Below are 26,887 nucleotides of genomic sequence, written 5' to 3' on the forward strand. Positions count from 1 at the left end.
CCGTGATCATCCTTCTTCCTTGAATAGAGTTTGTGGTTATATAGCCACAACGCTATCTTAGGCACCGAGCATGAAGCAGAGATTAGTTCAACCTTAATGGGAAGTAAAAAATGGTGTTATAACCACAATAACCCCCTCATCTGTGGCAAGTGTGAATGTCACAGATGAGGGGTAAGCGGTCTTACGTGATACGATCTTACGCGATAAGGTATGATGTATTTCAGTGTGCTTTGAATGTAATTCATTTATGAAAATAGGATACAAAGTCCGTTTGTATGTCCATTATGTAAGGCTGATTTATCGCAAAAGTTCCCATTCATGCTGCAGCATGCCGTATACCGCATGATTGACGTACCCTTTAGGCAGCTTCTCCGCCTGACGGATGACACCTTCAAGTACAAAGCCAAGACGTTCCGGAATGGCACGGCTACGTTTGTTGTTGGTGGCACAGCGAATCTCGACCCGGTTCAGATCCAGCGTCACGAGAGCGTAATCGACCAGGACACGGCAGGCGCTAGTCATGAGGCCTTGTCCTTCAAAACCTTTGCCAAGCCAGTATCCAATGCTCACCGAGCGGCTCGACCAGTTAATTTCGTGGAAACCGATGATGCCTGCGAGTTCTCCTTTTAACCAGATGCCGGCAGTGAAGCCGCCATTCTCTGCAGCTTGTTTTAACGCGTTTGTAATAAAGCTCGATGTATGTTCAATCTCGGTCACCTGATCCACCCAAGGCAGCCAATGTCTCAGTTGATCCCGGGAACGATCCGTCAGGTCAAACAGCGGTTTGGTGTGTTCCATCAAAAGTGGGCGAAGCTCCGTATATTCATCCAATGAATAGGTAAACATGATTGCAACCTTCTTTCTTTATATAATAGGTAGATTAGCGGGGAGGTAGGGGTAATTTGCGCTCCAGTGAGAACAGATCTTCTTCCATGGAGGCCATGCGCTGGTTCACCGTTGTGCGTGCGTCACGGAGTGCCTGATTATATATGTAGGGAGCAAGCTGTGTCATAAACAAATCGAGGACGCCCCATGCCGCCAGATCACCCAATTCTTCGCCGCGCTCTTCTTCAAAATACGACTGGATCGTGCGAATGGCTCCGTCCTGCTGTTCTTTGGTCAGTTTTAGCGTGTTCACTTGGGAAACCCTCCCTTAAATTTAGTTTTACTATCATGCTACATGATTCGTGCGAACTCGTCAAAATGGTATTGGGCCTAACTTGTGCAAAGGCAGTTATATGTCTAATCCCGATTTTTGGTGTTGTTATTTATTGAACTCCTCTCCCGTTAAAGGTATATTTAAATGAAACGCGTACGAAACTTTCCATGAAAGTGGATATTTTCAGGAAATGACTTCGTATTTAAGGAATTTAAGCCGGAATTGCTGCAATTCTTGCAAGCTCCAATCCATTCATGAAAGGTTTGATACTCGTGGACAATCGATTCACAACCCCACCTAACTTTATTAAAAATATCATTACCGAAGACCTCCGGTCGGGCAAAGTCCAGGAAGTTATTACCCGTTTTCCTCCGGAACCGAACGGTTATCTGCATATTGGTCATGCGAAGGCGATCTGGATCAACTTTACGCTGGGCGGCGAGTTCGGCGGCAAGACAAACCTGCGCTTTGATGACACGAACCCTGTGAAGGAAGACGTGGAGTACGTGAACTCCATCCAGGAAGACGTGAAATGGCTCGGATACGAGTGGAACGAGAAACGTTTTGCCTCGGATTATTTCGATGAGATGTACAACCGTGCGGTCTTGCTTATTCAAAAAGGTAAGGCCTACGTCGACGATCAAAGCGCCGACGAAATCCGTCAAATGCGCGGAACACTGACCGAGCCGGGCAAAAACAGCCCGTACCGCGAGCGTTCGGTGGAAGAGAATCTCGATCTGTTCACACGGATGCGTGCAGGCGAATTCAAGAACGGAGAGAGAGTGCTGCGTGCCAAGATTGATATGGCTTCGCCTAACATCAACCTGCGTGATCCGGTGATCTACCGTATCTCTCATGCACACCACCATAACACGGGCGACAAATGGTGCATCTACCCGATGTATGCATTCGCACACCCGCTGGAAGATGCCATTGAAGGCGTCACCCACTCCCTGTGTTCCCTGGAGTTTGAGGATCAACGTCCATTCTATGATTGGGTCATCGCGGAATGTGAGATGGAGAGTCAGCCGCGTCAGTATGAATTCGGCCGTCTGAACCTGTCCCAGATGGTAACGAGCAAACGGAAGTTGAAGCTGCTTGTGGACGAAGGCCATGTCGATGGCTGGGATGATCCGCGGATGCCAACGATCTCAGGTCTGCGCCGCCGGGGTTACACACCGGAAGCCATTCGTGATTTTGTTTACGAAACAGGCATTTCCAAAAACTATGGCGTGATTGATCTGCAAACACTGGAGCACTTTGTTCGCGAGGATCTGAAACTGAAAGCTCCGCGCACGATGGCTGTGCTGCACCCGCTCAAAGTAGTCATCACCAACTATCCTGAGGGACAAGTTGAGTGGCTGGAGGCCGAAAATAACGTAGAGAACCCGGAGATGGGCAATCGCCAAATTCCGTTCTCCCGTGAAATTTACATCGAACAAGACGACTTTATGGAGAATCCGCCGAACAAATACTTCCGTTTGTTCCCTGGCAATGAAGTTCGTCTGAAACATGCTTATTTCATTAAATGTAATGATGTGATCAAGGATGCGGACGGTAACGTCGTTGAGATCCATTGCACATATGATGTGGAAACGAAGAGTGGCAGCGGCTTTACAGGACGTAAAGTCAAAGGCACGATTCACTGGGTAGAAGCAACGCAAGCGGTACCCGCAGAATTCCGTTTGTACGAGCCGTTGATTTCGGCAGATGCACCGGAAGCGGAAGCTGAGGCAGAAGTGGAAGCTGCTGTAGCAGGGGCTGAGATTGAGGCAGATGTGACTGGTGCTGAAGTAGAAACCGTAGAGCAACCGGAAAAAACGTTCCTGGATCAGCTGAACCCGAATTCGCTGGAGATCGTCCACGGCTTTGTGGAGCAAGAGATGAAAGAGGCAAAATCACAGGACAAGTTCCAATTTTTCCGTCACGGTTACTTCAGTGTTGATCCGAAGCACTCCGAGCCAGGCCGTCCGATATTTAACCGGGTTGTATCGCTGAAAAGCTCGTTCCAATTGCCTAAGGCATAAGGTAGATACACGAGGATACGAGATGAGGTAAACGTACAAGAGCATGAGATAGAGCTGGTGGGTAAACCAACGTTAGCCTAACGTTAATTTACTCGTCGAATGCCTGAAGGATTTGGGTTAGAGCACGAAGTTTCGGGACTAGTAAGCTGCATAAACATTAAAAAGGCGTTCCTTCATCCTTAAGATGACGGGACGCTTTTTTGTGATTTTCCGAAATAGAGTAGCGATCTGCACCGACAATTAACACGTCGCCCACCCATCCTTTTAATATGCGAGATATTCTAACGATCACAGGGAACGCTATTCACCTGTTTTTCGGCGCTTTTGAATTCTAACGATCCGTACGGAGCTTATTTCTTGAAAATGCAGTCTTTTCACCCTATTTTACTCGGTTTGGGCGAAAATAAGCCCTCTGGTGATCGTTAGAATGTGAAACGTCTAGAAATCGCCCAAATAAGGTTTCTGGTGATCGTTAGCCGTAAAACGACCGCAGAGCCGTAAAGTTATACAGCTATAGAACCGTGTTCTAGTCAATATGGTGTCCTTTATAGCATTAACTTGCTTGTCCTTCATATCGTTAGCCTGCTTGTCCTCTATGGTAGTACTTTTCTCTTTACCGATTACTTCCCTCGTACATAACTTCTACTCATAACCCACTCATAATCTACTCATAATCATTACTTGATTCTCGTTATAATGACATATCCAGGTTACTTATCCTCATTCCATATTGCCCATCTCTGTCAGCACCGTCGGCTGGTATCCATTACGACGGTTCCACAGCCACATAATGGCAAAACCCACCGCGCCGACGAGTGAGAAGAACACACCGATACTATACATCACCTCTGCACCGAAGCTCTGGAACAACCATCCACCCAACAGACCGGCAATGACGCCGGAAAGACCGCCCCAAGCCATCGTATACACGGCTTGCCCGGAGGAGCGATAAGGTCGCGGGATAAACAGCATCGTGAGTTGTGTGCCCACGTAGAAATAACCGCCAAAGGTGACCGAGTGCATGAGCTGAATAAACACAACCTCTAACGGGTTGTTAGCCAGAGCCATGAGTTGCCAGCGAAGAGCAAACAACAGACTAATCAAGATCAGAGAGCCCAGCAGCATGCTCATTTTGCGTTTCAGCAGCCGATCAAGCAGCAGGAATACACCGACTTCAAGAATGGAAGATGTGAAGATGGCCCAGCCAACCATCTGTTTGTCGCCGCCCATCTCGACAATATAGAGCGACATAAATGTACTGTTCATGGCATTAGGTACCGATACGAGCACACCGAGCCCGATAAAAATCATAAAATACGGGTTAAACATGACTTTGCCGAACCGCCGAAACGTAACAATCGGGGTATCGGAAGCAATGGGTTGCCTTGGCAGGAATACAGATAATATAAACGCCGTAGCAATCATACATGCAAATATAATAGACACACTGCTCACGCCAAAACGGTCAATAACCGGCCCGGCAGCAACTGCCGTTAGCGCCCAACCAAGTGAACCCCATAACCGAAAGGTGCCGAATTTCTGCCCCGTGCCATCAATATAACCTAGAATGAGACTGTTCGTCTGAGCAAATAATGGACTTTGAAAAAAATAAAATAAAATCATGGCTATGTATATCCATGTATAAGTGGGTGCGTAAAATACACCTTGTGCAAGCACAAAGGTGCCTCCCATCATCATCATTAACACAATGCGAATATTTCGCGATTTATCACTCCAGAACCCCCAGAACGGGTTGGCAAATAACGAAACGAAAGGGCCAATTGCCATCAGACTGCCAATCTCCAGCTTGGTCATACCAATCTCTTGAAGATAGAGCTGCAGGAACCCGGCGAAGATCGAAATGGCTCCGTAGATGAAAAAGTTATATAGTTTCAGAGAGGTCAGCGAGGATGTGCCTCTCACAGGTGCAGATCTGTCCAATTGAGCCATTCCTTTCCGAGTCGAATCTCTTGTTCAATGTATCATTTGTTGAAAGTGGATTCAACGTATAGAATATATGAATTAACGGTATGTACCAACCCTGACGGGTGCGGCAAATTTATACTATTGATACGTGTTTCATAATGTGGCTAGACTCGTAAACACGAATCTAAAACTCAGTTTCTTACGGGGAAGAGGAGGTTTTGATATTACATATGGCCGATGAAAAATGGACAGGCCTGATATTGGCAGGAGGACAATCCAGCCGAATGGGCACGAACAAGGCACTGCTTGAACTGAACGGTGCAACCGTACTGACTCATATTGCGGAAGCAATCAGACCCGCCGTATCCCGAATGGTTATTGCAGCAGGATTGAACCAAGCGATCTATAACACAATACGAGATGAAGGTTGTAATTGTGAATGTGTAGAAGATGTGTATCCTGGCAAGGGGCCGCTTGCCGGACTTCATACAGCACTTCTTGCCTCCCATACAGATTGGAATCTGGTGAGTGCCTGCGATATGCCACTTCTGCAAACTTCTTTTTTCAATGGTTTGAAGAGGCTCACAGAACAATACCCAACATATAGCGCCATCGTTCCACGTGTGGAGGGACGCATTCATCCGCTTGCAGGAGCATATCACAGACGTATACTGCCCGAGCTAGAGCAGTGTCTAATTCATGACAGGCTGCGTGTCATTCGCTGGCTGGAAGAGATCGGCTGCCGCTATGTCGAAGCAGACGAACTGGAGCAAGCGGGTGTTGAGCAGACCGCGCTGCAATTGAGCAATATAAATACCCCGGATGAATTCGATAATATGCGCATCCGTCTTCAGCGTTCCGGCCTATCTTCAGAGCGTTGAGAAGCGGGATCATGGCTGTCCTCTGTATGGTGATTCCGATAGAGAAGAGGGCTTTGGCCTGTCCAGCGTTTGAATTGTCTGCTGAAATGAGACAAATGGGTGTAACCTAACTTTAAAGCAATCTCCCCGAGCGACAGATCGGGCTGCTCGATCAGCATTTTGGCTTCTTGCAGCTTCAGGTTGGACAGGTAGGCACGCGGAGAATGACCAAATACCTTGCGAAAGACCTGCAAACCGTAACCCGGACTGATGCCAAATGACGCAATAATCTGCTCCACTCTGACCAAAGATACATTGCCGTCCCTTGATCGAAGCTGGGCATGAAAGGCTTGTTTGATCGCCTCAGCTATCGCTCCTGCGTAATGCATGGCTGTTGGGGCAGGGGCCTGGGCGGCAGCAACAGAAATAACAGATTCCGGTGCATCGTCGGCTGCTTGAGACAACAGAGCAAACAGTTCGAACATACGGGCTTGCATGAGCAGTTTATCTGTGGAAGTATAAACCTCGGCTGTTTTTATCATGCCCATCCAGCTCTCCAGAACAGCCCTTATTCTCATATTATCTCCCGTACCTGCGGCATAGATTCTGCTGCGCTGAGATATCAGCTTTAAGGTGAACACCGGATCATCTACATTAAAATGAGCACTAAAATACGTCATGCCACCTGCAGAGACACATTGATTTGTATGTCTGAAGCCGGGCGGAATAAGCAGGATGGACCCTTCGTTCACCGTATAAGTGTATCCATGAATGGTGCTCTCCTGTGTACCTTGAATGATCAGAATAATCTCAAAGCCGGGATGTGTCTCCTCAGGCATAGCCCAGCCATAGGGAACTTGTTGGCTATGAGCACCATAAAATTTGATGTTACAATCGATAATCGGGAGCCAGTGTGCCAGCGTATGGTATGGCATCTCTCGAAGCTGCGAACGGATATCCATGATATTCACCTCGGAAAAGGGTAAAAAATACTCGCTTTGTGCCATCGGCACTCTGCATGTACTTCATTATAATCAGTTTAACACCGACATCCTAATATCAAGGGTAACCAGGTGAAATCAACAGATACTGAACAAAAGATACCATCTATAAAAACACTAATGTAAACGCTACCATTAAGAGTGGGAACATGTCAACTATCCAAATGCCAACAACGTTATATAAGTTAAACAACTTATATAAACCCTACTCAAAGGAGACTTTATCATGGACAAATTATTATACGGTGTAGCCTATTACGATGAATATATGCCATACGAAAGACTGGACAAGGACATTCAGATGATGAAAGACGTCGGAATCAATGTGGTGCGCATAGCTGAATCTACGTGGAGCACCCATGAACCGCAAAACGGTGTCTTTGATTTCACTTCCGTGGATCGAGTGTTGGATGCCATGCATGCGGCGGGAATTCATGTCATTGTAGGCACCCCAACGTATGCTGTTCCAACGTGGATGGTGAAGGAACACCCGGATGTTTTGGCAACCACCGTACAGGGGCCGGGGAAATACGGGGCAAGACAGATAATGGACATTACCCATCCGACTTATCTGTTTTATGCAGAGCGCATCATTCGCAAGCTGATCTCACGGGTAAGCAAACATCCGGCAGTCATCGGATATCAGACAGACAATGAAACGAAACATTACAACACGGCTGGAGACAATGTGCAGTTACAGTTTGTTAAATATATGCGCAACAAGTTCAGTTCTCTGGATGAGTTGAACAAAGAATTTGGACTGGATTACTGGAGTAACCGGATCAACAGCTGGGAAGACTTCCCTTCCGTCGTTGGTACGATTAACGGTAGTCTTGGAGCTGAGTTTGCCAAGTTCCAGCGGCAGTTGGTCACGGATTTCCTGGCGTGGCAGGTCGGGATTGTGAATGAGTACAAACAGGAAGGCCAGTTTGTTACCCAGAACTTTGACTTTGAATGGCGCGGATATTCGTACGGCATTCAGGGGGATGTGGATCATTTTGCGGCATCCCAACCTTTTGACATCACCAGTGTAGATATCTATCATCCTTCCCAAGACGAGCTGACGGGAATTGAAATTTCGTTCGGGGGTGACGTGGCGCGTTCCACTAAACAAACCAATTACCTTGTACTGGAGACTGAGGCGCAGGCATTCTGGCACTGGGTTCCCTATCCGGGACAGCTGCGTTTACAGGCATTCAGTCATCTGGCTTCAGGTGCAAACATGGTGGCCTATTGGCATTGGCATTCGCTGCACAACTCGTTTGAGACGTATTGGAAAGGTCTGTTAAGCCATGATTTCGAACCGAATCCGGTGTATAACGAGGCGAAGACGATTGGCCGGGATTTCGCCCGCCTGAGTCCAAAACTGGTGAACCTGAAGAAAACGAACCGTGTAGCTGTATTGTTCAGCAATGAGGCGTTGACTTCCATCAAGTGGTTTGGCTTTAACTTCACCAGTGACAAGAATTACAACGACGTGGTGCGCTGGATGTATGATGAACTGTATAAAATGAACATTGGCTGCGATCTGATCGATCCTTCCGTTGAGAGTTACACAGGTTATGATGTGCTCGTGGTGCCTGCCCTATATGCAGCTTCAGATGCGTTACTCGAAAAACTGAATCAATTTGTACAGGATGGCGGGCATATCGTGTACTCGTTCAAAAGCGGCTTTGCCAATGAGCACATCAAGGTGCGCTCTACGCGTCAGCCGGGACTGATTAGTGAAGCATGTGGAATTAGCTACAACCTGTTTGTGGAGCCGAAACATGTCGCGCTGCGGGATGATCCGTTTGGTGTAGGTGAGGAGCATAATCAGGTGCACACCTGGATGGAGCTGATTACACCGACAACTGCGGAGGTGCTTGCCTGGTATGATCATCCTCATTGGGGGGAATATGCAGCCATCACTCAGAACAATTACGGCAAAGGCAAAGCGACATATGTTGGCTGTTATACGAGCGCTGCCGTCATTCGCAATGTGTTGGAGCGTGTCATGAAGGATGCAGGTGTGTGGGGAGCGGATCAGGAGCTTGCTTTTCCACTCATTGTGAAGAGCGGTGTGAACGATCAGGGACAGACCATTCGCTATTACTTCAACTATTCGGATGAACCGGTTTCCTTCCACAATCCGCAAGGCGAAGGGACAGAGTTGTTATCAGGAGATGTGATTGCTGCAGGCCAGAAGATCGAGCTGGAGCGTTGGGGTATCCGCATTATCGAACAAAACTAGGGAATAATAGGGAATTTTTAAATTACCAAAGGAAAATAGAAGATTTTAAATTGTTGAATATTAACTGGTTATTCTGTCATCGAAGTGGCCTGTGTAAAATTTTTAGTTCGACTCATATAGATTTAAATTTGATATATATTTTCCGAAAAGAATAAAAGACTATGGCGCCTTCAGCTCTGATGCTGGGGCGTTTGTCTTATTTTAGCTTAGGAGTGGATGCGCTCTGTTTAACGAACTCTACCGCAGGCTGATAGACCCTTTCAAGCGCAGCATTCGCAATAAATTGATACTGACGATGACCTTGGTCGCTGTACTGCCGGTCATTGTGATGACTGCTGTAGCCGCTGAGAATGCACGTTCCTCCATGGAAGCCGAGATAATGGACACAAACCAGGTCAATATGAATTGGGCCTCTATCTATCTGGGAGAACAGTTTACCCGTATGAATAATATTATTTATTCCATTCAGATTAGTGATGAGCTGCATCAGTATTTGGCATTGAATCGGGAAGCACCCGCTGCTACTCGCTTTGACGAACAGAAGGCAGTGTTTAATATGCTAAACAGTGTGTTCTATTCCGCTGGCAATTATGTGTTCGGCGTGGAGTTGTACTTGAAAGAGCAGGATACCTTATTCATCATCAATTCCATGGTAACCCGAATTAAGACGGTTGCGGATATTCCCCAAGGGTACCATAAGCTTTTTGCAGAGCATAAAGACTTCACCATTATGAACGATTCGAAAGATTCACAAAAGTTCCATATGACGCGTAGTATGAATCGCTTTGAGGATCAGGCTCAGATTGGGGCGATCAGTCTGGAGATCAAATGGGCTGAGTTCAATCAGACGTTGGAGCTACTTGATAGCAGAGGAGATTACAGTGTATATATCGGAGATCGTTCGGGACATCCAGTCTATCAGCAGAATGCCTCTATTCAGCCATCGGATGAAGCTTTGAAACGGCTGTCAGATACGAAGGACAACGCCGGTTTTATTCGTACAGCGAAGGAATATATTTTCTATCATGATATCGAGCCATCCGGACTGCGGGTGATCAAAATTGTGCCAGAGCATGTGATTAACGAGAGTGCACTGGAAACGATGAAGTATGGACTTGTCGTGGGTGGAGTGGCAACGGTGGTATCTATCGCTTTGGCAGCTTTGGTCGCTTGGCGAACCTCTAAACCTATCGTCAAATTGGCGAACTCGATGAAAGGCATCCAGTTGATCAAGGATCGTAAAGTGGAGCGCAGCGGACGGGTGGATGAGATCGGCCTGCTGGAGAAAAATCTGCACGGTATGGCCAGCCGGATCCGGGAACATATTCGCGATAACTATTTGATGAATCTGGAGAAGCAGACAGCAGAACTGAAAGCACTTCAATCCCAGATCCATCCTCATTTTCTACAAAATACACTGCAGATGATTGGCGGCATGGTCTATTCGCAAAAGCCAGCAGATAGTTACCAGGTAATCCGGGCTTTAAGTGAGATGTTCCGTTATATTGTGCGAGCACCGGACGGTCTTGTGCCCCTGCAGTCTGAACTGGATCAGCTGGAGCATTATATGCTGATTCAGAAGCAGCGTTTTGCAAGCAGACTGGAATATAAGCTGGAAATTACGGGAGAGCTTAGAGATTGTTATATTCCCAAGTTATCGCTGCAGCCTATTGTGGAGAATGCATTTTTGCATGGGCTGGAGAAAAAACCTGGGGAGTGGAGACTGGGCATCGAAGTCGTCTCCGATCCGCAGCAAGGTTTGGTGACCATTCAGATTTGTGATAATGGCATGGGCATGGAGCCGAGCCAACTGGCAGAGATGCAATCCAGACTGGAACGTATTACACGGCATTCGGATCGGGTATGGAACTCAGGCACCAGCATTGGGCTGCTTAATGCAGCCTCACGGATTGTGATGCATTTTGGGCCAGATTACGGTATGCGTATGGAGAGTGAATATGGACAGGGGACGAAAGTTATTATCCGTATCCCCTGCACGACAGGAGGCGAATTTTTGTGAGTGAGGCGTTATATAAAGTACTGCTAGTGGACGATGAACCCTGGAATCGGGATATTCTACGCAACCTTGGGGATTGGGATGAACTGGGCATCATCGTTTGCGGTGAAGCGGAGAATGGAGAACAGGCGATACAGATGGTAAAGGAGCTTCAGCCTCATCTGATCATAACCGATATGCGTATGCCCGGATTGGACGGCGTAGCGCTGTTACAGACGTTGAGCAGTCAGTACCCGGAGATTAAAGTCGTTGTGGTGAGTGGGTATGATGATTTTAATTATGCAAAACATGCCCTGCGGTATCGTGCGGCAGATTACCTGCTCAAGCCAGTTAACCCGGATGAGTTAAATGCTACGTTGGCGAAATGCACGCGTGAACTGGCAAAAGCCGTCTCGGCATCAGAGGTCTGGGAAGCCTATCGGGCTTCCTTCGCGGGTGAATTCTCTCTGTTCCAGCAGCAGGCACGCCTGCGGTTTAACGATCTGAACCTGCCAAGTCTGCGGGAATGGTTCCAGCAATTAGAGCAGAAGCTGGAACGGAGCGAGGTTCGCAGACCTCGTCAGCTCGCTCGGGTTGCTTATGAACTGCAGAACCTGCTGGACGAGCTGTGCGTTTCCAATGGGCTACCCAATCGCTCGGAAGAAGCAGGCTTGCCACCTGCAGCGGTACTCGAATCCATCTCGGAAACTGTGGAATGGACATCGGATTCCTACAGTCTGGCGCTGGAGCAGCTCATTGCGCAGCGTAAATACAAGAACAAGCTGAATCTGGAAGACGTGAAGCAATATATGGAGCAACATTGTATGGAGATGATTACACTGGAGCAGCTGGCTCAGATCTTTTTTGTCAGCAAGGAATATCTGAGTAAAGCATTCAAGAAAGAGTACGATGTCAACGTGACGGATTACGTGGTACAGCTTCGTATGGCGAAAGCAAGAGATTGGGTCATGGATGATCAGATTCCATTCAAACATATCGCTGAGATGACAGGATATGAAGATGTGTCTTATTTCTATCGGGTGTTCAAAAAGCACTTTGGCGTGTCCCCTGGAGAGATGCGCAAGGGGCAGCATAGGTTGTCCGCACCATTCCCCGAATGATTCATTTGGGGAATGGTGCTTGGATTAAGGTTTAAAATAATCCAATGGAAGAGTCTAATTTTGTCCAATGAAGCGCTTACATTTCGTGATGTATAATGAGCCTATGAAAGATAAACCAGTCACACCGGGAGGTCATAAGAGATGAAAGTATGGAAAAGCGTTGTAAGTGCGGCACTGGTTAGCGTTCTGCTTGCGGGTTGTGGCTCGAATGCTGGAACAGATAATGAACAGAAGGAAGTCGCAGCAGGCAGTACAGTGAACCTCAAAGTATTCATTGCTCAGCCAAGGCTTAAGGAACATTATGATAAATATATAGAACAGTTCAAAGCCAAAGAAAAAGCAGACAAAAATATCGAGGTGAACGTGCAGCTGGAGATGCCGCCGGTAGATAATGCCCCTCAGATTCTGAAAACAAGACTGGCTTCCAATGATGCGCCGGATGTATTCGCCCTGCATGCGGTTAATGAGATTCCTCCTTTCAGCAAAGCGGGTTATCTTGAAGACTTGTCCAATCAGCCTTTTGTAGATAAACTGCTTGATTCGGTCAAACCTTCTGTGACGGATGCAAGTGGCAAAGTGGTTGCTGTCCCGCTGGAAACCTTATCATGGGGTTACTTGTACAACAAGGATATCTTCAAGGAGCAAGGACTTGAAGTACCAACAACCTTGACAGAAATGAAAGCGGTTGTAGAAAAGCTGAAAGCTGCTGGCATCACACCGTTTGAGTTGTCTTATAAAGAAGCATGGGTTCCGCAGTTGTTCCTGCCGCTTACTGTAGGGGCGCTGACACAGACGGAGCACAAAGACTTCGTGGAGAAAATGAATCAGGATCAAGCTTCCTTCTCGGATATGAAAGCATTGTTTGACGTATTCGATCTCGTGAATGCTAACGGAACGGATAAAGCGCTTGAAGTCGGAGCCGATGACGGCGCAGCGGCTTATGCTACAGGCAAAGCGGCAATGTGGATTCAAGGGCCGTGGTACGCGGAGACGATTCTGAAATCCAATCCGAACGTTAATTTTGGTGTAGCTCCAATGCCGCTGAACGACAATCCTGATGATACCAAAATCAATCTGAGCACATCCACTTCACTGGCGGTATCGTCCACAAGTAAAAATAAAGAAGTCGCACTTGATTTCATCAACTACATTCTCGATGACAAAGATTCAAGTGCATTCTACGAAGCACTCAAGTTTAATCCGGTTGCCAAGATTCATACGTTCAAGAGCTTCCCATGGGTAGATGATGCTTTGAAATATGTTAACGAAGGCAAAGCTTATCAAGATACGAAGATCCCTCAAGTTGTTAAGGATGAGTCCGGTAAAGCGCTGCAAGGATACTACTCTGGACAGCTGAACCAACAGCAGGTGATTGATGCACTCGACAAGGCGTGGAAGTCTTACAATAAAGTCAACAAATAAGAGCCGGACGGTTATCAAGTAAGCGCATGAACGATCAACAAGTATGAGCTGTAAGGAAAGCAGTACCCGCGTTTGTTGACAAAATCCCTACGGGATTCGTTTCGATCCGAGGGGGTTGTCAACAAATGGACGGTGCTGTATTTCGTCGCAGTCTCGAAGCAGATGAAACGGCTGGCTGAACGATCTTCGTTCCCCCGTTAACCTTCATCCGCTGTGCAAAAAGGGGGAGAAGTTATGGCTACGAATGTGTTCAAAAAGTATCTTTCACTGCTCGCGTTCACCGCGCCAGCCTTTGTAATCTATGCGATTTTTCTGCTGTATCCAACGTTCAGCGGAATGTTCTACAGCTTAACTGATTGGAATGGATTAAACCGCGACTACAGCTTTATCGGTCTGGGCAACTTCGTGGAATTGTTCAAAGAAGATCCTGACTTCCTCAAATCGCTGTGGTTTACGATGAAATATGTTATTTTTATGCTTATTCTGCAAAACGGAATTGCTTTGCTGCTTGCGGTGTTGATTGAATCACGTACGCGTAGCAAAGGCTTATTCCGAACGTTATTCTTCATGCCAAACATGATTAGTACCATTATCAGTGCATTCATGTGGACGTTCATCTTTTCCCAAGTGCTGCCTCAGCTCGCGGAGAAACTGGCGATTTCTTTTCTCGACCAGCAATGGCTCGGTGATCCGAAGTTTTCCTTCTACTCGATTCTGATTGTATCGCTCTGGAACGGTGTGGGTTATATGATGATCATCTACCTGGCTGCATTGCAAGGTGTACCGAAGAGTCTTAAAGAAGCAGCTGTCATTGATGGAGCCAATGCTTTTCAGGTGCTGCGTAACGTAGTACTGCCGATGATTACACACGCTGTTACAATCTGTTTCTTCCTGACACTGAACGGGGCATTCAAAGTGTTTGAGGTTGTCTATGGATTGACAGGCGGCGGCCCTGGCCGTGCTACACAGGTGATCACCATGAACATTTATGAGGAAGCCTTCTCCAACAACTTCAGATACGGTTATGCCAGTGCCAAATCGGTTGTGCTGTTCGTCATTGTGCTGATCTTTACGCTCATTCAGATCACCGTCATGAAGAGAAAAGAGGTGGAGGCATGAGGATGCAGCGACTGAATAACTATCTGATTCGGCTGTTATTGATTCTCGGCTCCCTGGTGGCGATGCTGCCGATCTACATGGCTGTGGTGAACTCGTTCAAAACACAGGGTGAGATGTTCCAATCGTTTATCGCTTTGCCAACCACGCTGCATTGGGAGAACTACACGGATGCGTTTAACAAAATTAATCTGCTCGGCAGCTCGCTGAACTCCGCGATCGTGTCTATACTGGGCATCGGAGGAATTGTGTTCTGCGCTTCGCTTGCGGGTTATAAGCTGTCACGGACTTCCGGTCGACTCAGCAATCTGATCTTCTTCATGTTTGTTGCTTCTATGCTGGTACCTTTCCATTCGATCATGATTCCATTGACGCGTGTAGCAAAGGGCATGGGGGTACAAGGAAGTACTTACGGACTGGCTCTGATCTATATCGGACTTGGTGTAAACATGGCGATCTTCCTCTATCACGGGTTTGTGAAGTCCATCCCGCGTGAACTGGAAGAGTCAGCTCAGATGGATGGATGTAATGAGTTCCAGACGTTCTTCCAGATCATCTTCCCGCTGCTGTTGCCAATCACGGTGACCATTGCCATTCTGGACTTCTTGTGGATCTGGAATGACTTCCTGTTGCCACTACTGATGTTGACGGATGTGAACAAATATACGCTCATTCTGTCCACAAATATGCTGTTTGGTGAGTACAACAAAGAATGGCCGTTAATTCTCTCTTCTCTGGTTCTAACTGCGATTCCGGTCATCTTGATCTATGCGTTCTTCCAAAAGTTTATTATGGAAGGCATTGCGGAGGGTGCGGTAAAAGGATAACAAGTACAGAAGGAGAGAGAGAGGTACAGTTGATGAGAATGTGTAGCTTATAAAAGTGTACAAAAGCTACCCAAATCCTTGTTTTTGTCTGGATCTTGTTACAACCTGCCTTATAATTGAGTACATTAAAATAGTCTTGAACTGCGGATATATCCAACAGTTTAAGGCTATTTTTATTTGCGGAATGATCACGTTTGTTTTCCAAAGGCAATGGGGCAGACGGAATATCTGCCCGTATACGTTTCTATAAGTTAGGTGCTAGATGTTAGTAGTCTGCGAGCTGCTTGTGCAAGGACTATTAGTCCGCGCTCCATCTCATCTTGGGAAGCATAGGCATAAGAGAGGCGAATATGACTCGCATCCAGACGATCATACAAGTAACCTGGATGGATCAGCACGTCTTTTTCCAGACAAGCATGGAATAGCCGGCGGGTAGATAACGGTTCAGCTGTGAACCGTAGCCAGATATAGAAACCACCTTCGGGCGTTGTGTACTCCGCAATGTCATGGAAATAACGATGCAGCAGCTCCAGTATGAAGTCTCTGCGTTTTCGCAACTCGGGCCGCAGCCGTTCCATATGGCTTGTATGATGTCCATCCGCGAACCATAGAGCAGCAGCATCCTGAGCGAGTGAACTGGTGCCGTAATCCGTTTGCATTTTAATATCGGCAAGACGGCGAATCACAGGCACAGGGCCGACAAGCCAGCCGAGACGAAGTCCCGGGCTGACTGCCTTGGAGAGTGTGCCCATATACAGCACCCGGCCTTCCTGATCAGTTGCCTTAAGTGAAGGCGGAGGAGCATGATCCAGCCACAGCTCTTGATAAGCGGCGTCCTCCAGGATGGATATGCCGGAACGGCGAGCAAGGGACATCAATTCTTGCCGACGCTTGTAGCTCATGACACTACCTGTAGGGTTATGGAAGCTTGGAATAGTATAGAGCAGCGGAAAGGATTCGCTGCTCTGTTCACTTTTTTCCATTTTCACCGATTGGATTGCGCGTTCCAAAAGCCCTGGTTGTAAGCCTTCTTCATCCATTGCGATACCGCTCAGCTTCAATCCTGCCGATTGAAACGCATGAATGGAATAGAGATACGATGGTTTCTCTAGCAGTACAGCCGAACCACGAGGAAGCAGCCCCACGGAGATCAGATGCAGTGCCTGGAGAGAGCCGGACACGATCAGGATTGAATCAGGCGAGGTCTGAATACCACTGGATTGTAAGTGAACGGACAACGCTTCGCGAAGCTCCAGACTACCCTGAGGTTCAATGTAATTAAGAGTACGCATACGGCTGGACATGTTCTGGAGAATTTCATTGAATGCTTCATTTGGCATCAGCTCTGGCGCGAGTTCACCTGTACCCAGCCGAATAATACCAGGGCGGAACTCAGCCTGATTAATCTGCTGAATCTCGGGCAGATTGGGGTAATACCAACCTTCCTCGGCAGCTTCAATCCAGTTGGGCATTGCAGCATGAGCCATGCTGTGCCACCCGGAACCGCAGACGTAGGTTCCACCACCATGACGTCCTTCAATCATGCCAGCTGCGGTCAGGTTGTCCAGCGCGGTGACCAGTGTACTGCGATTTACACCCATGGATGCTGCCAGCGTTCGCTGAGAAGGGAGGCGGGTTCCAGCGGACCACTCACCCGTTGTGATTTTTTGCCGGATATAGGCTTCGATCTGACGAAACAATGGCATATCAAGCGCAGGGTTTGGCTGCCAGCTGCGACTGGAAGAAACATCGGAATGTTGACGTCCCATCAGATAAGTTCACCTCTCACCAAGTTATGTACCGTTCACTATATCATTTGGTTGGGTTCATTGCCATCCAAGTGGCTGGTTACGTCTGTCTTGATTTCATCTACGCTGAAGTGAAGACAGAGATAAGGGGGATGAAGAATGGACGTTTTTATTCATGCTGTGGTGCTGGTATTTGGCCTTATATTACCGCTGGGTGTACAGAATGTATTTGTTTTCAATCAAGGGTTAACGCAAAAGAAAGTTCAACATGCACTTCCGGCTGTCATTACAGCTGGAATCAGTGATACATTACTGATCGGAGTCGCCGTTGGCGGCATGTCCCTCATTTTGGTTCAATGGCCATTATTGACGAATATTCTATACGGAGCGGGTAGCCTGTTTTTGCTCTATATGGCCTGGGGGCTATGGAAATCATCCGGTTCTCCGGATGGGATTCCAGTGGCGATGTCCGCGGGGCGGCAGATTGCTTTTGCCGCCTCGGTGTCCCTGCTCAATCCGCACGCCTTGCTGGATACTGTAGCAGTGATTGGCACCAGCTCACTTCAGTATGAAGGGGGGGGATGGGAAGAGAACGGATCACGAGAGGGTTAATAGAAACAAGGAGGAAGTGCCAAAGCTTGGTACCAAAAAAGACTCCCCACGGTAATCACGGGAAGCCTGATGTATTCGTTTATTCGGCCTTTAGTAGCATGGATTCAATAAACATTTTAAGATCCTGGCTTGTTGCGTTCAGATGGTCAATAATCTCGCTGAACTCGGTTACCAGCTCGGCCTGTTCATTACTGGACTGGGCTATAGAGGTAATCTCCTGTTCCATCTGCCGAATGGAGGTCTGCACATCTTTGAGTGAACGTTCGATGTTGACTGTAGCTTCCTTGGTTCCAGTAGATAGTTTGCGTACCTCGGATGCAACGACACCGAATCCTGCACCTGCCTCGCCAGCTCGTGCAGCTTCAATAGCAGCATTAAGACCGAGCAGATTCGTCTGTTCTGAAATCTCGCGAATAAATCCGGCGACTTTGTTAACCTCGCCAGAATTTTGCACAGCTAAGCGGGCATTATCCAAAATTTGCGTGGATGATGCCGTCAATTGCTCGGCTTGGGCAGCTACCGTCTGTACCATATCTGTTAATTTGCCGCTGATTCCACCAATTACCTCGTTGAAATGCCCCAGCTTTTCTTCATTTTTAAGAGAGTGAGCAATAGCAAATATGCCAACGATATTCCCTTCCTCATCCCGAATCGGGGTGGATGCCGTATTGATGGGTGTACCATAGTGTTGGGCATCTATACGGTAGGAGGAAGTCTCGCCGTGTATAAGTGCTTGGCGTATTGTTGGATCTTCAAGGACAATGGGATCGCCTGGCTTTAAGCCCAGATCAAGATCATTGCTGGGGGAATAATACCGGACCTGCTTAGTATCGTTGACTGCTATCATGATATCCTGTTCTTTCAGTAATATTTTAAAATACGGGCTTGCTGCAACGAGTGCTTCTACGATGTTCAATAATGTCAGCTCCTATGTACATGTAAGTTTGTTCTCTTAATCTGTTATACATCGTCACAATGAGGACAAGTTTGAAGACCCTGATCAAGGAAAAATACATAAAATTTTCGAATACTGAAATAATTAAAGTTAATTTATGTGATATTTGGGAATATAAAGAAAAAAGCAGCTGATAAGAACACGATGTTCTCATCAGCTGCTTAGAATTAAAGCTTCGGTTGTGAAGAGATTTATCCTGAAACGCCGAATAGGCTTCTGTACGTATAATTAGATTAAATGCATTAGCATTACAACACGACTGGGGACATACTATCCACCAATCTGCGACATACGGCGCACCGTCGGAGTATGGGATTGCATCTTTTGCTCCAGTGCCATCGCCATTTCATGATTCTTCGGTTTGGTGCCGAGTGCTTTCAGGAAAAGTGCGGCCATTGCATCCGGATCATTCACATAGTGGCGAACGTTGTACTCATCTGACCAATATAGACAAGCCTTAATATGTCCATCTGCTGTAAGACGCAGTCGGTTACAATTGTCACAGAAGTGGTCGCTTACGGGATGGATGAGACCAAATGTGCCTTGGGAGCCAGCTACTCTCATATTGCGAGACGGGCCATTCCCGGCAGGGCCTTCCGTGTTCTCAACCGTCCAGCCAGCTTCTGCACATACGTCTGTCACCGCCTCCAGCGGCAAATATGATTTGCGCCAGGAGTCGGAAGCATGCCCGATCGGCATGTATTCAATAAATCGCACATGCAATGGCTGATCGATGGTCATGGCAATGAAATCCTTGATTTCATCATCATTAATGCCTTTCATCAGCACCACATTCAGCTTAATGGGTGCAAGGCCGACGGCAGTTGCCGTCTCGATGCCTTTCAGTACCTTCTTCACATCTCCACCGCGGGTAATCATAGAGAATCGGTCGGCATGCAGCGAGTCGAGACTGATATTGATGCGGTTCAATCCCGCATCCTTCAACGCCTGAGCCTGTTTGTCCAGCAGCAGTGCATTCGTGGTTAGCGCAATGTCATCAATACCATCGATGGCAGAGATCATGGCAACAAGCTTGTACAGATCCTTGCGTACCAGAGGTTCTCCCCCGGTGAGTCTAACCTTGCGCATGCCCATCGGGGCGAGCACTTTAAGCACTTTTGTTATTTCTTCATAACTCATAATTTCATCATGTGGAGCAAATTCCATGCCTTCCGCGGGCATACAGTAAACGCAGCGCAGATTGCAGCGGTCCGTAACGGAAATACGGATGTAGTCATGTATGCGGCCAAATGAATCCTGAAGCAATTCCATGCAGACCACCCTTTCAACGGTTCAGATTGGAAATCTTCTATAGAAAATGATACGACATTTGTAAAAGTAACAGTTGCATCAAATTTTAGCTATTTCTCCAATCCACGTCAATGATGACGTCCGGTGACAGCAATTTATACAGGCTGATTCAGCTGGAATTGGCCAACGACTTGTTGAAGGAACAGAGTGATCGCCTCCACATCATGGGAGGATTGCTGTACTTTTAACATATCCCGAATCAACTCCATCATTTCGGCTTCAACCTCGGTGGAGGTCGAACGGTTTTGGTGGCTGATGGCAGCTATATTTTCCATCAGGAAGACCACCTGATCTACGACTTGTGTACGCTCGGCTTCTTCGGCAGATGCTTTTTGAAGAAGCTCTGAGGCTGCTTGAACCAGAGTGGTTCCTTCCGCAAGCACCTGATCTCCTTCGGTAATCTGTTTAGAAGCTGCGCTTGCAGCAATCGAAATGCGATCCAAAATGTGATGAATATCCTCCGTAGATGAACGGGACACGTCAGCAAGCTTGCGAATCTCTTCGGCAACGACAGAGAATCCGCGTCCATGCTCTCCGACACGAGCGGCTTCAATCGTCGCATTTAGCGCAAGCAGATTGGTCTGTGCAGATATTTCATCAATCACCGCCAGGGCGCGATAGATTTCTTTCATTGTACCGAGAAAAGACAGAATCGTCTGGTTTGTATCGGACACGGCACCGGAGATTTGAATCATTTTATCACCGATGCGATCTACTTCCTCTCTAGCTACACCAATCTGTTTACTTGCCGACATCTCCAGCTGTTGCAGCGTCAGACGCATGTGATCGGCGGCCTGTTTTGCTTGATCCAGATCTTGTAGCTGGGTGCGGGTGGCCTGAATCATGGAACCAAGCTTGAGATTTACGCGGTCTGTCGTTACCTGTGTGGTCTCTGTGGATGTACGCATCAGGTGCTGATTATGCATTACGTCCTCCGTAGCCCGCTGGACTTTGAGCATGATGCTCTCGAGAGAATCGATCATGTTATTAATCCATTTCGCCAGCTCACCTGATTCGTCCTGAGCAAAAGAATGAGAGTCGAGTCGCTGGGTTAAATCACCCTTGCCTTCTGCATTGATTCGAATGAATTGACTCAGGCGGCGCAGGTCTGCATGTACTCGGTTATAATGTTTACGATGAAGCTGTAACGCACCAAGGAATCCGAAGATTACATTGAAGCCGGCAATGGCAGCAGCACTCCATCCACTGCCCGTCAGAGCAAATATCAATACAGCTGCAAGAATGGCGGAGAGCACAATATAGATACTGTGCTGTTTCGATTGCCGCCACCCAATACTGCGTATTCGGTACACTTCCTCCAGGTCTCCTTCACACATCATGCCCCAGCGATCAGGACAGTGGGGAAGCTGGAAGGTGATGCCTTTACCTATAACAGGAATATGGCGGTAATCCGAATAACCGGGATAGGTAACAAACAGATTGGAGCCATTTCGAATCGTTTTCGATACGCCCGGATGTAATTGACCTGTGGAGGGGTCGGTGAACATCAATTCAAGTTCCGTATGCTCCTGCACAGACACGATGCCCCAGTCGGTGGTGACACCGTCTTTCAGATTTTCCCCGTGAGTAAATGTCCGATCCTCAAAGCGACTGCGAGACAGGGCAGTACCTGGCTGTAGCTCAGGTCGCAATACCGACTCAGCCATAAACAGGTAGTTATCACCTGAGTCCGGATAGACGTGCCCTGATTCACGCTGAATGAGATCACCGAGCACATCGCCCGGAATACGGCTGCATAAAGCACCTGCATATTTCCCTTGATGCACAATAGGGGCAATGAACATCAGGGTGATTTCGTCATGAAACGTAGATGAGCGAGGTCCGATCTCCAGTGTAAGTGGATCAGAATAAGGGCCATACAAGCACTTTCTGCCGGGGCTTCCTTTGTGTACATCGTTTAATCCGGGTCCAAAAGATGTGTTATCGTGAGTGGTGTAGCGTTGACCGATATGTTTCTGATATGTAGAAAAAATAACTTGGTGCTGCTTATCGAGTATGAACAATTCCGTGCTATCCTGAGATCGGGCGTAACTCGCCTTAAGCCAGGTTTGTAGCTTTTCTGCGTGTGAAGAACCATGTTTCACATCTTGGAGGTTAGCCAGCTCAATCTGATGAAGTAATCGGTCCAGATGACTCCATTGATCATTAGCCCAATCCATCAATAACTGTCTTCGTGTCTCCGCGATCCCTTCAAAAATGTGCTCTACATCTTCCTTCCGGTGTGCGTTCAACCGATAGGACCACCACAGCGGCACCCCTTTTTTCCATCCCAGCCAATCAAACATGATGACCACCCCAAATTTTGGATTTAAAAAGATTTGAACAGCCCTCAAACATGTTGTTTTCCATGATTTTGTGGTAATTCAAGCTATAGTTGGTACAACTGTATCCCCCCCATGGCTTTATTCCAATCTCTGTCTATATCCATCGTTATACATGAAATCTCATCTGATTACGAGGGGATATGTCAAATTTTCCGAATATTTCATCAATTAATACAAATGAATATACGCTGTTTGCGGATTTACCACATCCGGAAGGCCCTAATAAGGAGACAAACTCATTGGATTCAATATGGAACGTCACATCGGATAAAGCCTTTGGAACAACGAAGTGCGTAGTTCATAGTGCAGAGTGTGATGGGGAGGGCTTAGTTGCCAATTACCCATCCTAGTCTCTAACACATGTAGACCATGCACTCTTATATAAGCGATCCATGCATATACTCGTAGGCGTAGAGAGCCAGTTCGATGGCAACCCGTTTTTCGGGGAGGAGGCAGTCTTTTCCCAAAAGCCCTTCAATTTTGTCTAAACGATGGTACAGCGTCTGTCTGACGATAAACAGTGCGCTGGCTGTCTCTTGCTTGGAACAGCAAAGGGTCAGATATTGTTTGAGTGTAAGGAGCAGCTGCCGGCCCTTCTCCGAATCATACCGAATCAGAGGTCCCAGGTATTCAGCAATAAAATCATTCAAATTGCCGTTCTGCTTCATACTGGCGATGATGCGATAGCAGTGCAGGTTGCTTTAAGGATAAGTATATGTGCATTTAGATGAGATTAAACCTGACGCTCATTTGGTCTATATGACAAAAACAATAGATCTTTTTGTCATACTTCTTAAATGGCATCAGAGTGGCATCAGATACATGATCGTCTTTTTTACATAGATACGATAAAAAAATGCCCCTGATCAGGCACAGGAATCATTACGGATTCCAGTACCTGGTCAGGGGCAAATCTTTGCTCGCGATCACATTTGAATCGTGGTGATCACGATAGACTGAATTAATCTACGATTTTTTTTCTTTTGAATTTCATCAGGAACTCATACACAATCGGCACGATGACAAGTGTGAGCAGTGTGGAACTGATCAGACCGCCGATCACAGTAATTCCGAGTCCTTTCGAGATGATGCCCGCGCTTTCTTCGAGTCCTGTTACCAGTGGCAGCAGGGCACCGATCGTTGCCAGAGCGGTCATCAGGATTGGACGCAGACGTGTAGCTCCTGCTTCGAGCAGCGCTTCACGTGTTGTGAGTCCTTCCTTTTCCTTATGAATAACGCGGTCGATCAATACAATGGCATTGGTAACAACGATACCGATCAGCATCAGCGCGCCCATCATAGCAGATACGTCGAGTGTACCGCCTGCGATGAACAAACCAACCATGATGCCGATCACGGTGAACGGCAGGGAGAACAGGATTGCGAATGGTGCAAGTCCGCCGCCAAACGTCACGACAAGCACAAAGTATACAATCGCAATGGCTGCCAGCATCGCCAGTCCGAGTTGCGTGAATGTATCATTAATCTGTTCGGTTGTACCGCCAAACTTCACTTCAACCCCATCCGGCAAGTCCAGCTTGTCGATGTTTGCTTTCAGGTTCTGCGAAGCTTTGGTTACATCGGAAGCCAGAATGTTAGCTGTCACCTGTACAACGACTTTACCATCAATACGCATGATGGAGTTCGGTGAAGTGCCTTCTTCGACTTTGGCTACATCCTTGATCGGAACCTGGATGCCCAGTGGTGACGTGACCGTTTCATTTTCAATATCCTTAATACTGCTGAACGTTTTATTGTCTGTTTCTACATAGACTTTGTAAGTCTTGTTATCGATGTCCACTTCCGTGAGAACCGGACGTTCCCGCACGGGACTCAGTGCCATCGCCAGTTGACCCGCCGTAAGACCGAGCTTGCTCAGCTTTTCTTGATCGGCGACCAGAGTATATTGACCGTAAGTGTCGGAGATGGTAGTACCTGCTTTTTCAAAAGAGTCCTTTTCCGCCTGAACCAGTTTCAGGACTTCTTCGGCTACAGGTTTCAACTGCTCCACATTGTCACCATAGATGGACAAGCTCAATTTGCTGCCACCGAATCCGCCGGACATGTCCAGTTCATTCCACTTACCTTTGGTCACTTCTTTTTGCAAACCTTCAACCAGCTGTTTTTTCACATCGGTGAAGTCTTTTGTATCCTTGTTATATTGAATGTAGAAGAGTGCAGAGTTTCCGCCGCCTCCACCCATGCTGGCGAGCGGGTTACTGCCGCCGATGGAATATTGCATTTTCTCCAAACCTGGCTGTTTCAACAACCATTTCTCAGCAACCAGGGCTTCTTTTTCTACATCTTCACGAAGTGAGCCGGTTTCAGGGCTGTATGTGATCGTTACGAATTTATCCTTTTGTTCTGGCAAGAAGCTCGTACCAACGAATGGATACAGGAACAAGCTGCCGACCAACATGAGAACTGCAATGAAAACGGTAATGATTTTGTGAGAGAGCGTCCAGTTCAACAGCCGTTTGTAGCTTTCAGCCAGTTTGCCTGGTTTCTCTTCATGATTTTGTTTATTCTTGATCCCTGTGCGGAACAGGCTATGTGCCAGCATCGGAACGATAGTGATCGCAACCAGCAAGGAGGCCAGCAGGGCGAATACCATCGTCAAGGCAAACGGCATGAACAGCTCTCCGACCATACCGCTAACGAGTGCCAGCGGCAAGAACACTGCAATCGTAACAATGGTGGACGAGAGAATTGGAATAAACATCTCGCGAGTAGCTTCACGAACCAGTTCACGGCCTTTCAGCTTCTCGTTTTTGAGTGTCAGTCTGCGATAGATGTTCTCGATAACGACGATAGAGTCATCGACAACCCGCCCGATGGCAACGGTCATCGCTCCCAGTGTCATCATGTTCAACGTAATGTTCATCAGATTGAGTGCCGTCAGTGCCATGAGCAAGGAGAGCGGAATCGAAATGATGGAGATGATTGTTGAACGGATGTTACGCAGGAAGAGCAGGATAATCAGAATTGCGAACAGGGCGCCAAATAAGGCTTTGCCCAGCATCGTGTTCACGGAATCCTGAATAGGCTGGCCTTGGTCAAGCAGGATTGTCAGTTCTGCATTTTTAAATTGCTTTTGCAGTTCTTCGGCTTTGCTTTTGACCTGCTTAACCACGTCCACCGTATTGGCATCATTGGATTTCACGATGGAAATACCGATGGATTCCTTGCCGTTCGTACGGGAGATGGACTCGGCTTGACCGATGACCTCAATCTTGGCAATGTCGCTCAGTTTCACGGTCGGGATTCCAGCTGCATTAGCAGCACCTGCGGCACCAGATGGGTTCGCTGCAGCATTGCCGCTACCAGTTTGCCCGGCAGCAGGAGTGGAACCTTGCGCTTGGGCTGCACCGGCTACTCCTTGCCCCGCTTGAGTCGAAGGATCAGCAGTTTGACCTGTGGCTTGCCCGGCTTGAGCACCGCCACCTTGGCTTGCACCAGCGCCAGCTCCGCCTGGGACAACGGGAATCGCCAGATTTTTTAGATCATCCAGGCCGATGATATTGCCGTCAACAACAACGGCTTTCTGAGATTTGTCCAGTTGGAAGAGGCCGAGAGGTACACGAATGGATGAACCTTTCACGATCCCGTTCACGGTATCTTCGCTTAGACCGAGTTCAGCCATTTTGGCTTGATCGAACTTCAATTGTACTTCTTTGACGTATTGACCGGACACTTGGACTTGAGCTACACCGTCGATATCTTCAAGTGCAGGACGGATATCTGATTCCACAAGTCTTGTCAGTTCTTCGAGATCTCCACCGTCCTTGTCGGACAAACTCAGAGATACAACGGGGAATGAGTTAATGCTGAATTTGGAGATGGTTGGTTTCTGCACGCTGTCAGGCAATTGTACCTCATTCAGCGCTTCACGAACCGTAGCGGTTGCGTTCGTCAGATCAGTTCCATAGTTGAATTCAAGCGTGATGGACGCTGCATTCTCCATGGAGGTAGAGGTGACGGTCTTCACGCCATCAATATTGCGCAGCTTTTGTTCCAGCGGCTTCGTAACATCCTCCACAATACCTTCCGGAGCGGCGCCCGGATCAATCGCTGTGACATTCAGAAACGGTACATTGATGTTCGGGATAGTCTCCTGTTTCATCGTCATTCCGCTGTACAAACCCGTGAATGAGATGATGATGGTCAGAATCCAAATCGCAAACTTGTTGTTCAGTGAAAAGTTAATAATCCCTTTCATACGTTGGTT

At 47.5% G+C, this 26,887-nt stretch carries 18 protein-coding genes and 1 pseudogene; 9 read left to right on the forward strand and 10 right to left on the reverse strand.

From position 1 onward, the window contains the following. Positions 1-297: 297 nt before the first annotated feature. The gene (locus ACR8BL_RS19210; protein ID WP_434749098.1) at positions 298-846 is read right to left on the reverse strand and encodes a GNAT family N-acetyltransferase; all 549 of its coding nucleotides are present in this window, start codon (positions 844-846) and stop codon (positions 298-300) included. Positions 847-880: 34 nt separating this feature from the next. Continuing rightward, positions 881-1,138 carry a DUF2164 domain-containing protein gene (locus tag ACR8BL_RS19215; protein WP_434749099.1) on the reverse strand — a complete coding sequence of 86 codons (258 nt, stop codon included), beginning with the start codon at positions 1,136-1,138 and terminating at the stop codon, positions 881-883. A gap of 275 nt (positions 1,139-1,413) precedes the next feature. On the opposite strand from ACR8BL_RS19215, the gene ACR8BL_RS19220 reads away from it, so the two are divergent. Then, positions 1,414-3,186, forward strand: coding sequence for a glutamine--tRNA ligase/YqeY domain fusion protein (locus ACR8BL_RS19220; RefSeq protein ID WP_434749100.1), 1,773 nt, complete (start codon positions 1,414-1,416; stop codon positions 3,184-3,186). A gap of 720 nt (positions 3,187-3,906) precedes the next feature. Here ACR8BL_RS19220 and ACR8BL_RS19225 read toward each other — a convergent pair. Continuing rightward, complete coding sequence (locus ACR8BL_RS19225) at positions 3,907-5,136, reverse strand: MFS transporter (RefSeq protein ID WP_434749101.1); 1,230 nt, start codon at positions 5,134-5,136, stop codon at positions 3,907-3,909. 206 nt (positions 5,137-5,342) lie between these two features. Between ACR8BL_RS19225 and ACR8BL_RS19230 the strand changes: the two genes are divergently transcribed. After that, on the forward strand, positions 5,343-5,993 hold the full coding sequence (locus ACR8BL_RS19230) for a molybdenum cofactor guanylyltransferase (RefSeq protein ID WP_434749102.1): 651 nt from the start codon (positions 5,343-5,345) through the stop codon (positions 5,991-5,993). On the opposite strand, the gene ACR8BL_RS19235 is transcribed toward ACR8BL_RS19230, so the two are convergent. Then, on the reverse strand, positions 5,963-6,934 hold the full coding sequence (locus tag ACR8BL_RS19235; RefSeq protein WP_434749103.1) for an AraC family transcriptional regulator: 972 nt from the start codon (positions 6,932-6,934) through the stop codon (positions 5,963-5,965). The two genes, ACR8BL_RS19230 and ACR8BL_RS19235, sit on opposite strands and share 31 nt — an antisense overlap. Positions 6,935-7,199: 265 nt before the next feature. Between ACR8BL_RS19235 and ACR8BL_RS19240 the strand changes: the two genes are divergently transcribed. The 6 genes from ACR8BL_RS19240 (at position 7,200) to ACR8BL_RS19265 (ending at position 15,688) form a co-directional block, all read left to right on the forward strand. Continuing rightward, positions 7,200-9,206, forward strand: coding sequence for a beta-galactosidase (locus ACR8BL_RS19240; protein ID WP_434749104.1), 2,007 nt, complete (start codon positions 7,200-7,202; stop codon positions 9,204-9,206). Between the two features lie 295 nt (positions 9,207-9,501). After that, positions 9,502-11,226, forward strand: coding sequence for a sensor histidine kinase (locus tag ACR8BL_RS19245; protein ID WP_434749105.1), 1,725 nt, complete (start codon positions 9,502-9,504; stop codon positions 11,224-11,226). Beyond that, on the forward strand, positions 11,223-12,323 hold the full coding sequence (locus ACR8BL_RS19250) for a response regulator transcription factor (RefSeq protein ID WP_434749106.1): 1,101 nt from the start codon (positions 11,223-11,225) through the stop codon (positions 12,321-12,323). The genes ACR8BL_RS19245 and ACR8BL_RS19250 overlap by 4 nt, the downstream gene beginning before the upstream one ends. A 141-nt stretch (positions 12,324-12,464) precedes the next feature. Beyond that, positions 12,465-13,745 carry an ABC transporter substrate-binding protein gene (locus tag ACR8BL_RS19255; protein WP_434749107.1) on the forward strand — a complete coding sequence of 427 codons (1,281 nt, stop codon included), beginning with the start codon at positions 12,465-12,467 and terminating at the stop codon, positions 13,743-13,745. Between the two features lie 234 nt (positions 13,746-13,979). After that, positions 13,980-14,864 carry a carbohydrate ABC transporter permease gene (locus tag ACR8BL_RS19260; RefSeq protein ID WP_434749108.1) on the forward strand — a complete coding sequence of 295 codons (885 nt, stop codon included), beginning with the start codon at positions 13,980-13,982 and terminating at the stop codon, positions 14,862-14,864. Continuing rightward, positions 14,861-15,688 (forward strand): carbohydrate ABC transporter permease, encoded by an 828-nt coding sequence (locus ACR8BL_RS19265; RefSeq protein ID WP_434749109.1) that lies wholly within the window; start codon positions 14,861-14,863, stop codon positions 15,686-15,688. The genes ACR8BL_RS19260 and ACR8BL_RS19265 overlap by 4 nt, the downstream gene beginning before the upstream one ends. A 251-nt stretch (positions 15,689-15,939) precedes the next feature. Here the strand turns inward: ACR8BL_RS19265 and ACR8BL_RS19270 are convergent, their stop codons facing one another. Next, complete coding sequence (locus ACR8BL_RS19270; RefSeq protein WP_434749110.1) at positions 15,940-17,457, reverse strand: PLP-dependent aminotransferase family protein; 1,518 nt, start codon at positions 17,455-17,457, stop codon at positions 15,940-15,942. A 138-nt stretch (positions 17,458-17,595) separates the two neighbouring features. Here ACR8BL_RS19270 and ACR8BL_RS19275 point away from each other — a divergent pair. After that, positions 17,596-18,015: pseudogene (locus ACR8BL_RS19275) on the forward strand (LysE/ArgO family amino acid transporter); the annotation flags it as partial. 112 nt (positions 18,016-18,127) lie between these two features. Here ACR8BL_RS19275 and ACR8BL_RS19280 read toward each other — a convergent pair. From ACR8BL_RS19280 to ACR8BL_RS19300, 5 genes are all read right to left on the reverse strand, one after another. Continuing rightward, positions 18,128-18,964, reverse strand: coding sequence for a methyl-accepting chemotaxis protein (locus tag ACR8BL_RS19280; RefSeq protein ID WP_434749112.1), 837 nt, complete (start codon positions 18,962-18,964; stop codon positions 18,128-18,130). A gap of 309 nt (positions 18,965-19,273) precedes the next feature. Next, positions 19,274-20,275 (reverse strand): GTP 3',8-cyclase MoaA, encoded by a 1,002-nt coding sequence (gene moaA, locus ACR8BL_RS19285; RefSeq protein WP_434749113.1) that lies wholly within the window; start codon positions 20,273-20,275, stop codon positions 19,274-19,276. 134 nt (positions 20,276-20,409) lie between these two features. After that, entirely contained in the window at positions 20,410-22,620 is a 2,211-nt protein-coding gene (locus ACR8BL_RS19290; RefSeq protein ID WP_434749114.1) for a methyl-accepting chemotaxis protein, read from the reverse strand. A 416-nt stretch (positions 22,621-23,036) separates the two neighbouring features. Continuing rightward, positions 23,037-23,327, reverse strand: a complete 291-nt coding sequence (locus tag ACR8BL_RS19295; RefSeq protein ID WP_434749115.1) for a helix-turn-helix domain-containing protein — start codon at positions 23,325-23,327, stop codon at positions 23,037-23,039. Positions 23,328-23,620: 293 nt separating this feature from the next. Continuing rightward, the gene (locus tag ACR8BL_RS19300; RefSeq protein WP_434749116.1) at positions 23,621-26,878 is read right to left on the reverse strand and encodes an efflux RND transporter permease subunit; all 3,258 of its coding nucleotides are present in this window, start codon (positions 26,876-26,878) and stop codon (positions 23,621-23,623) included. Positions 26,879-26,887 lie beyond the last annotated feature (9 nt).

The organism is Paenibacillus amylolyticus (genome assembly GCF_051136285.1).
GTDB lineage: Bacteria > Bacillota > Bacilli > Paenibacillales > Paenibacillaceae > Paenibacillus > Paenibacillus amylolyticus_F.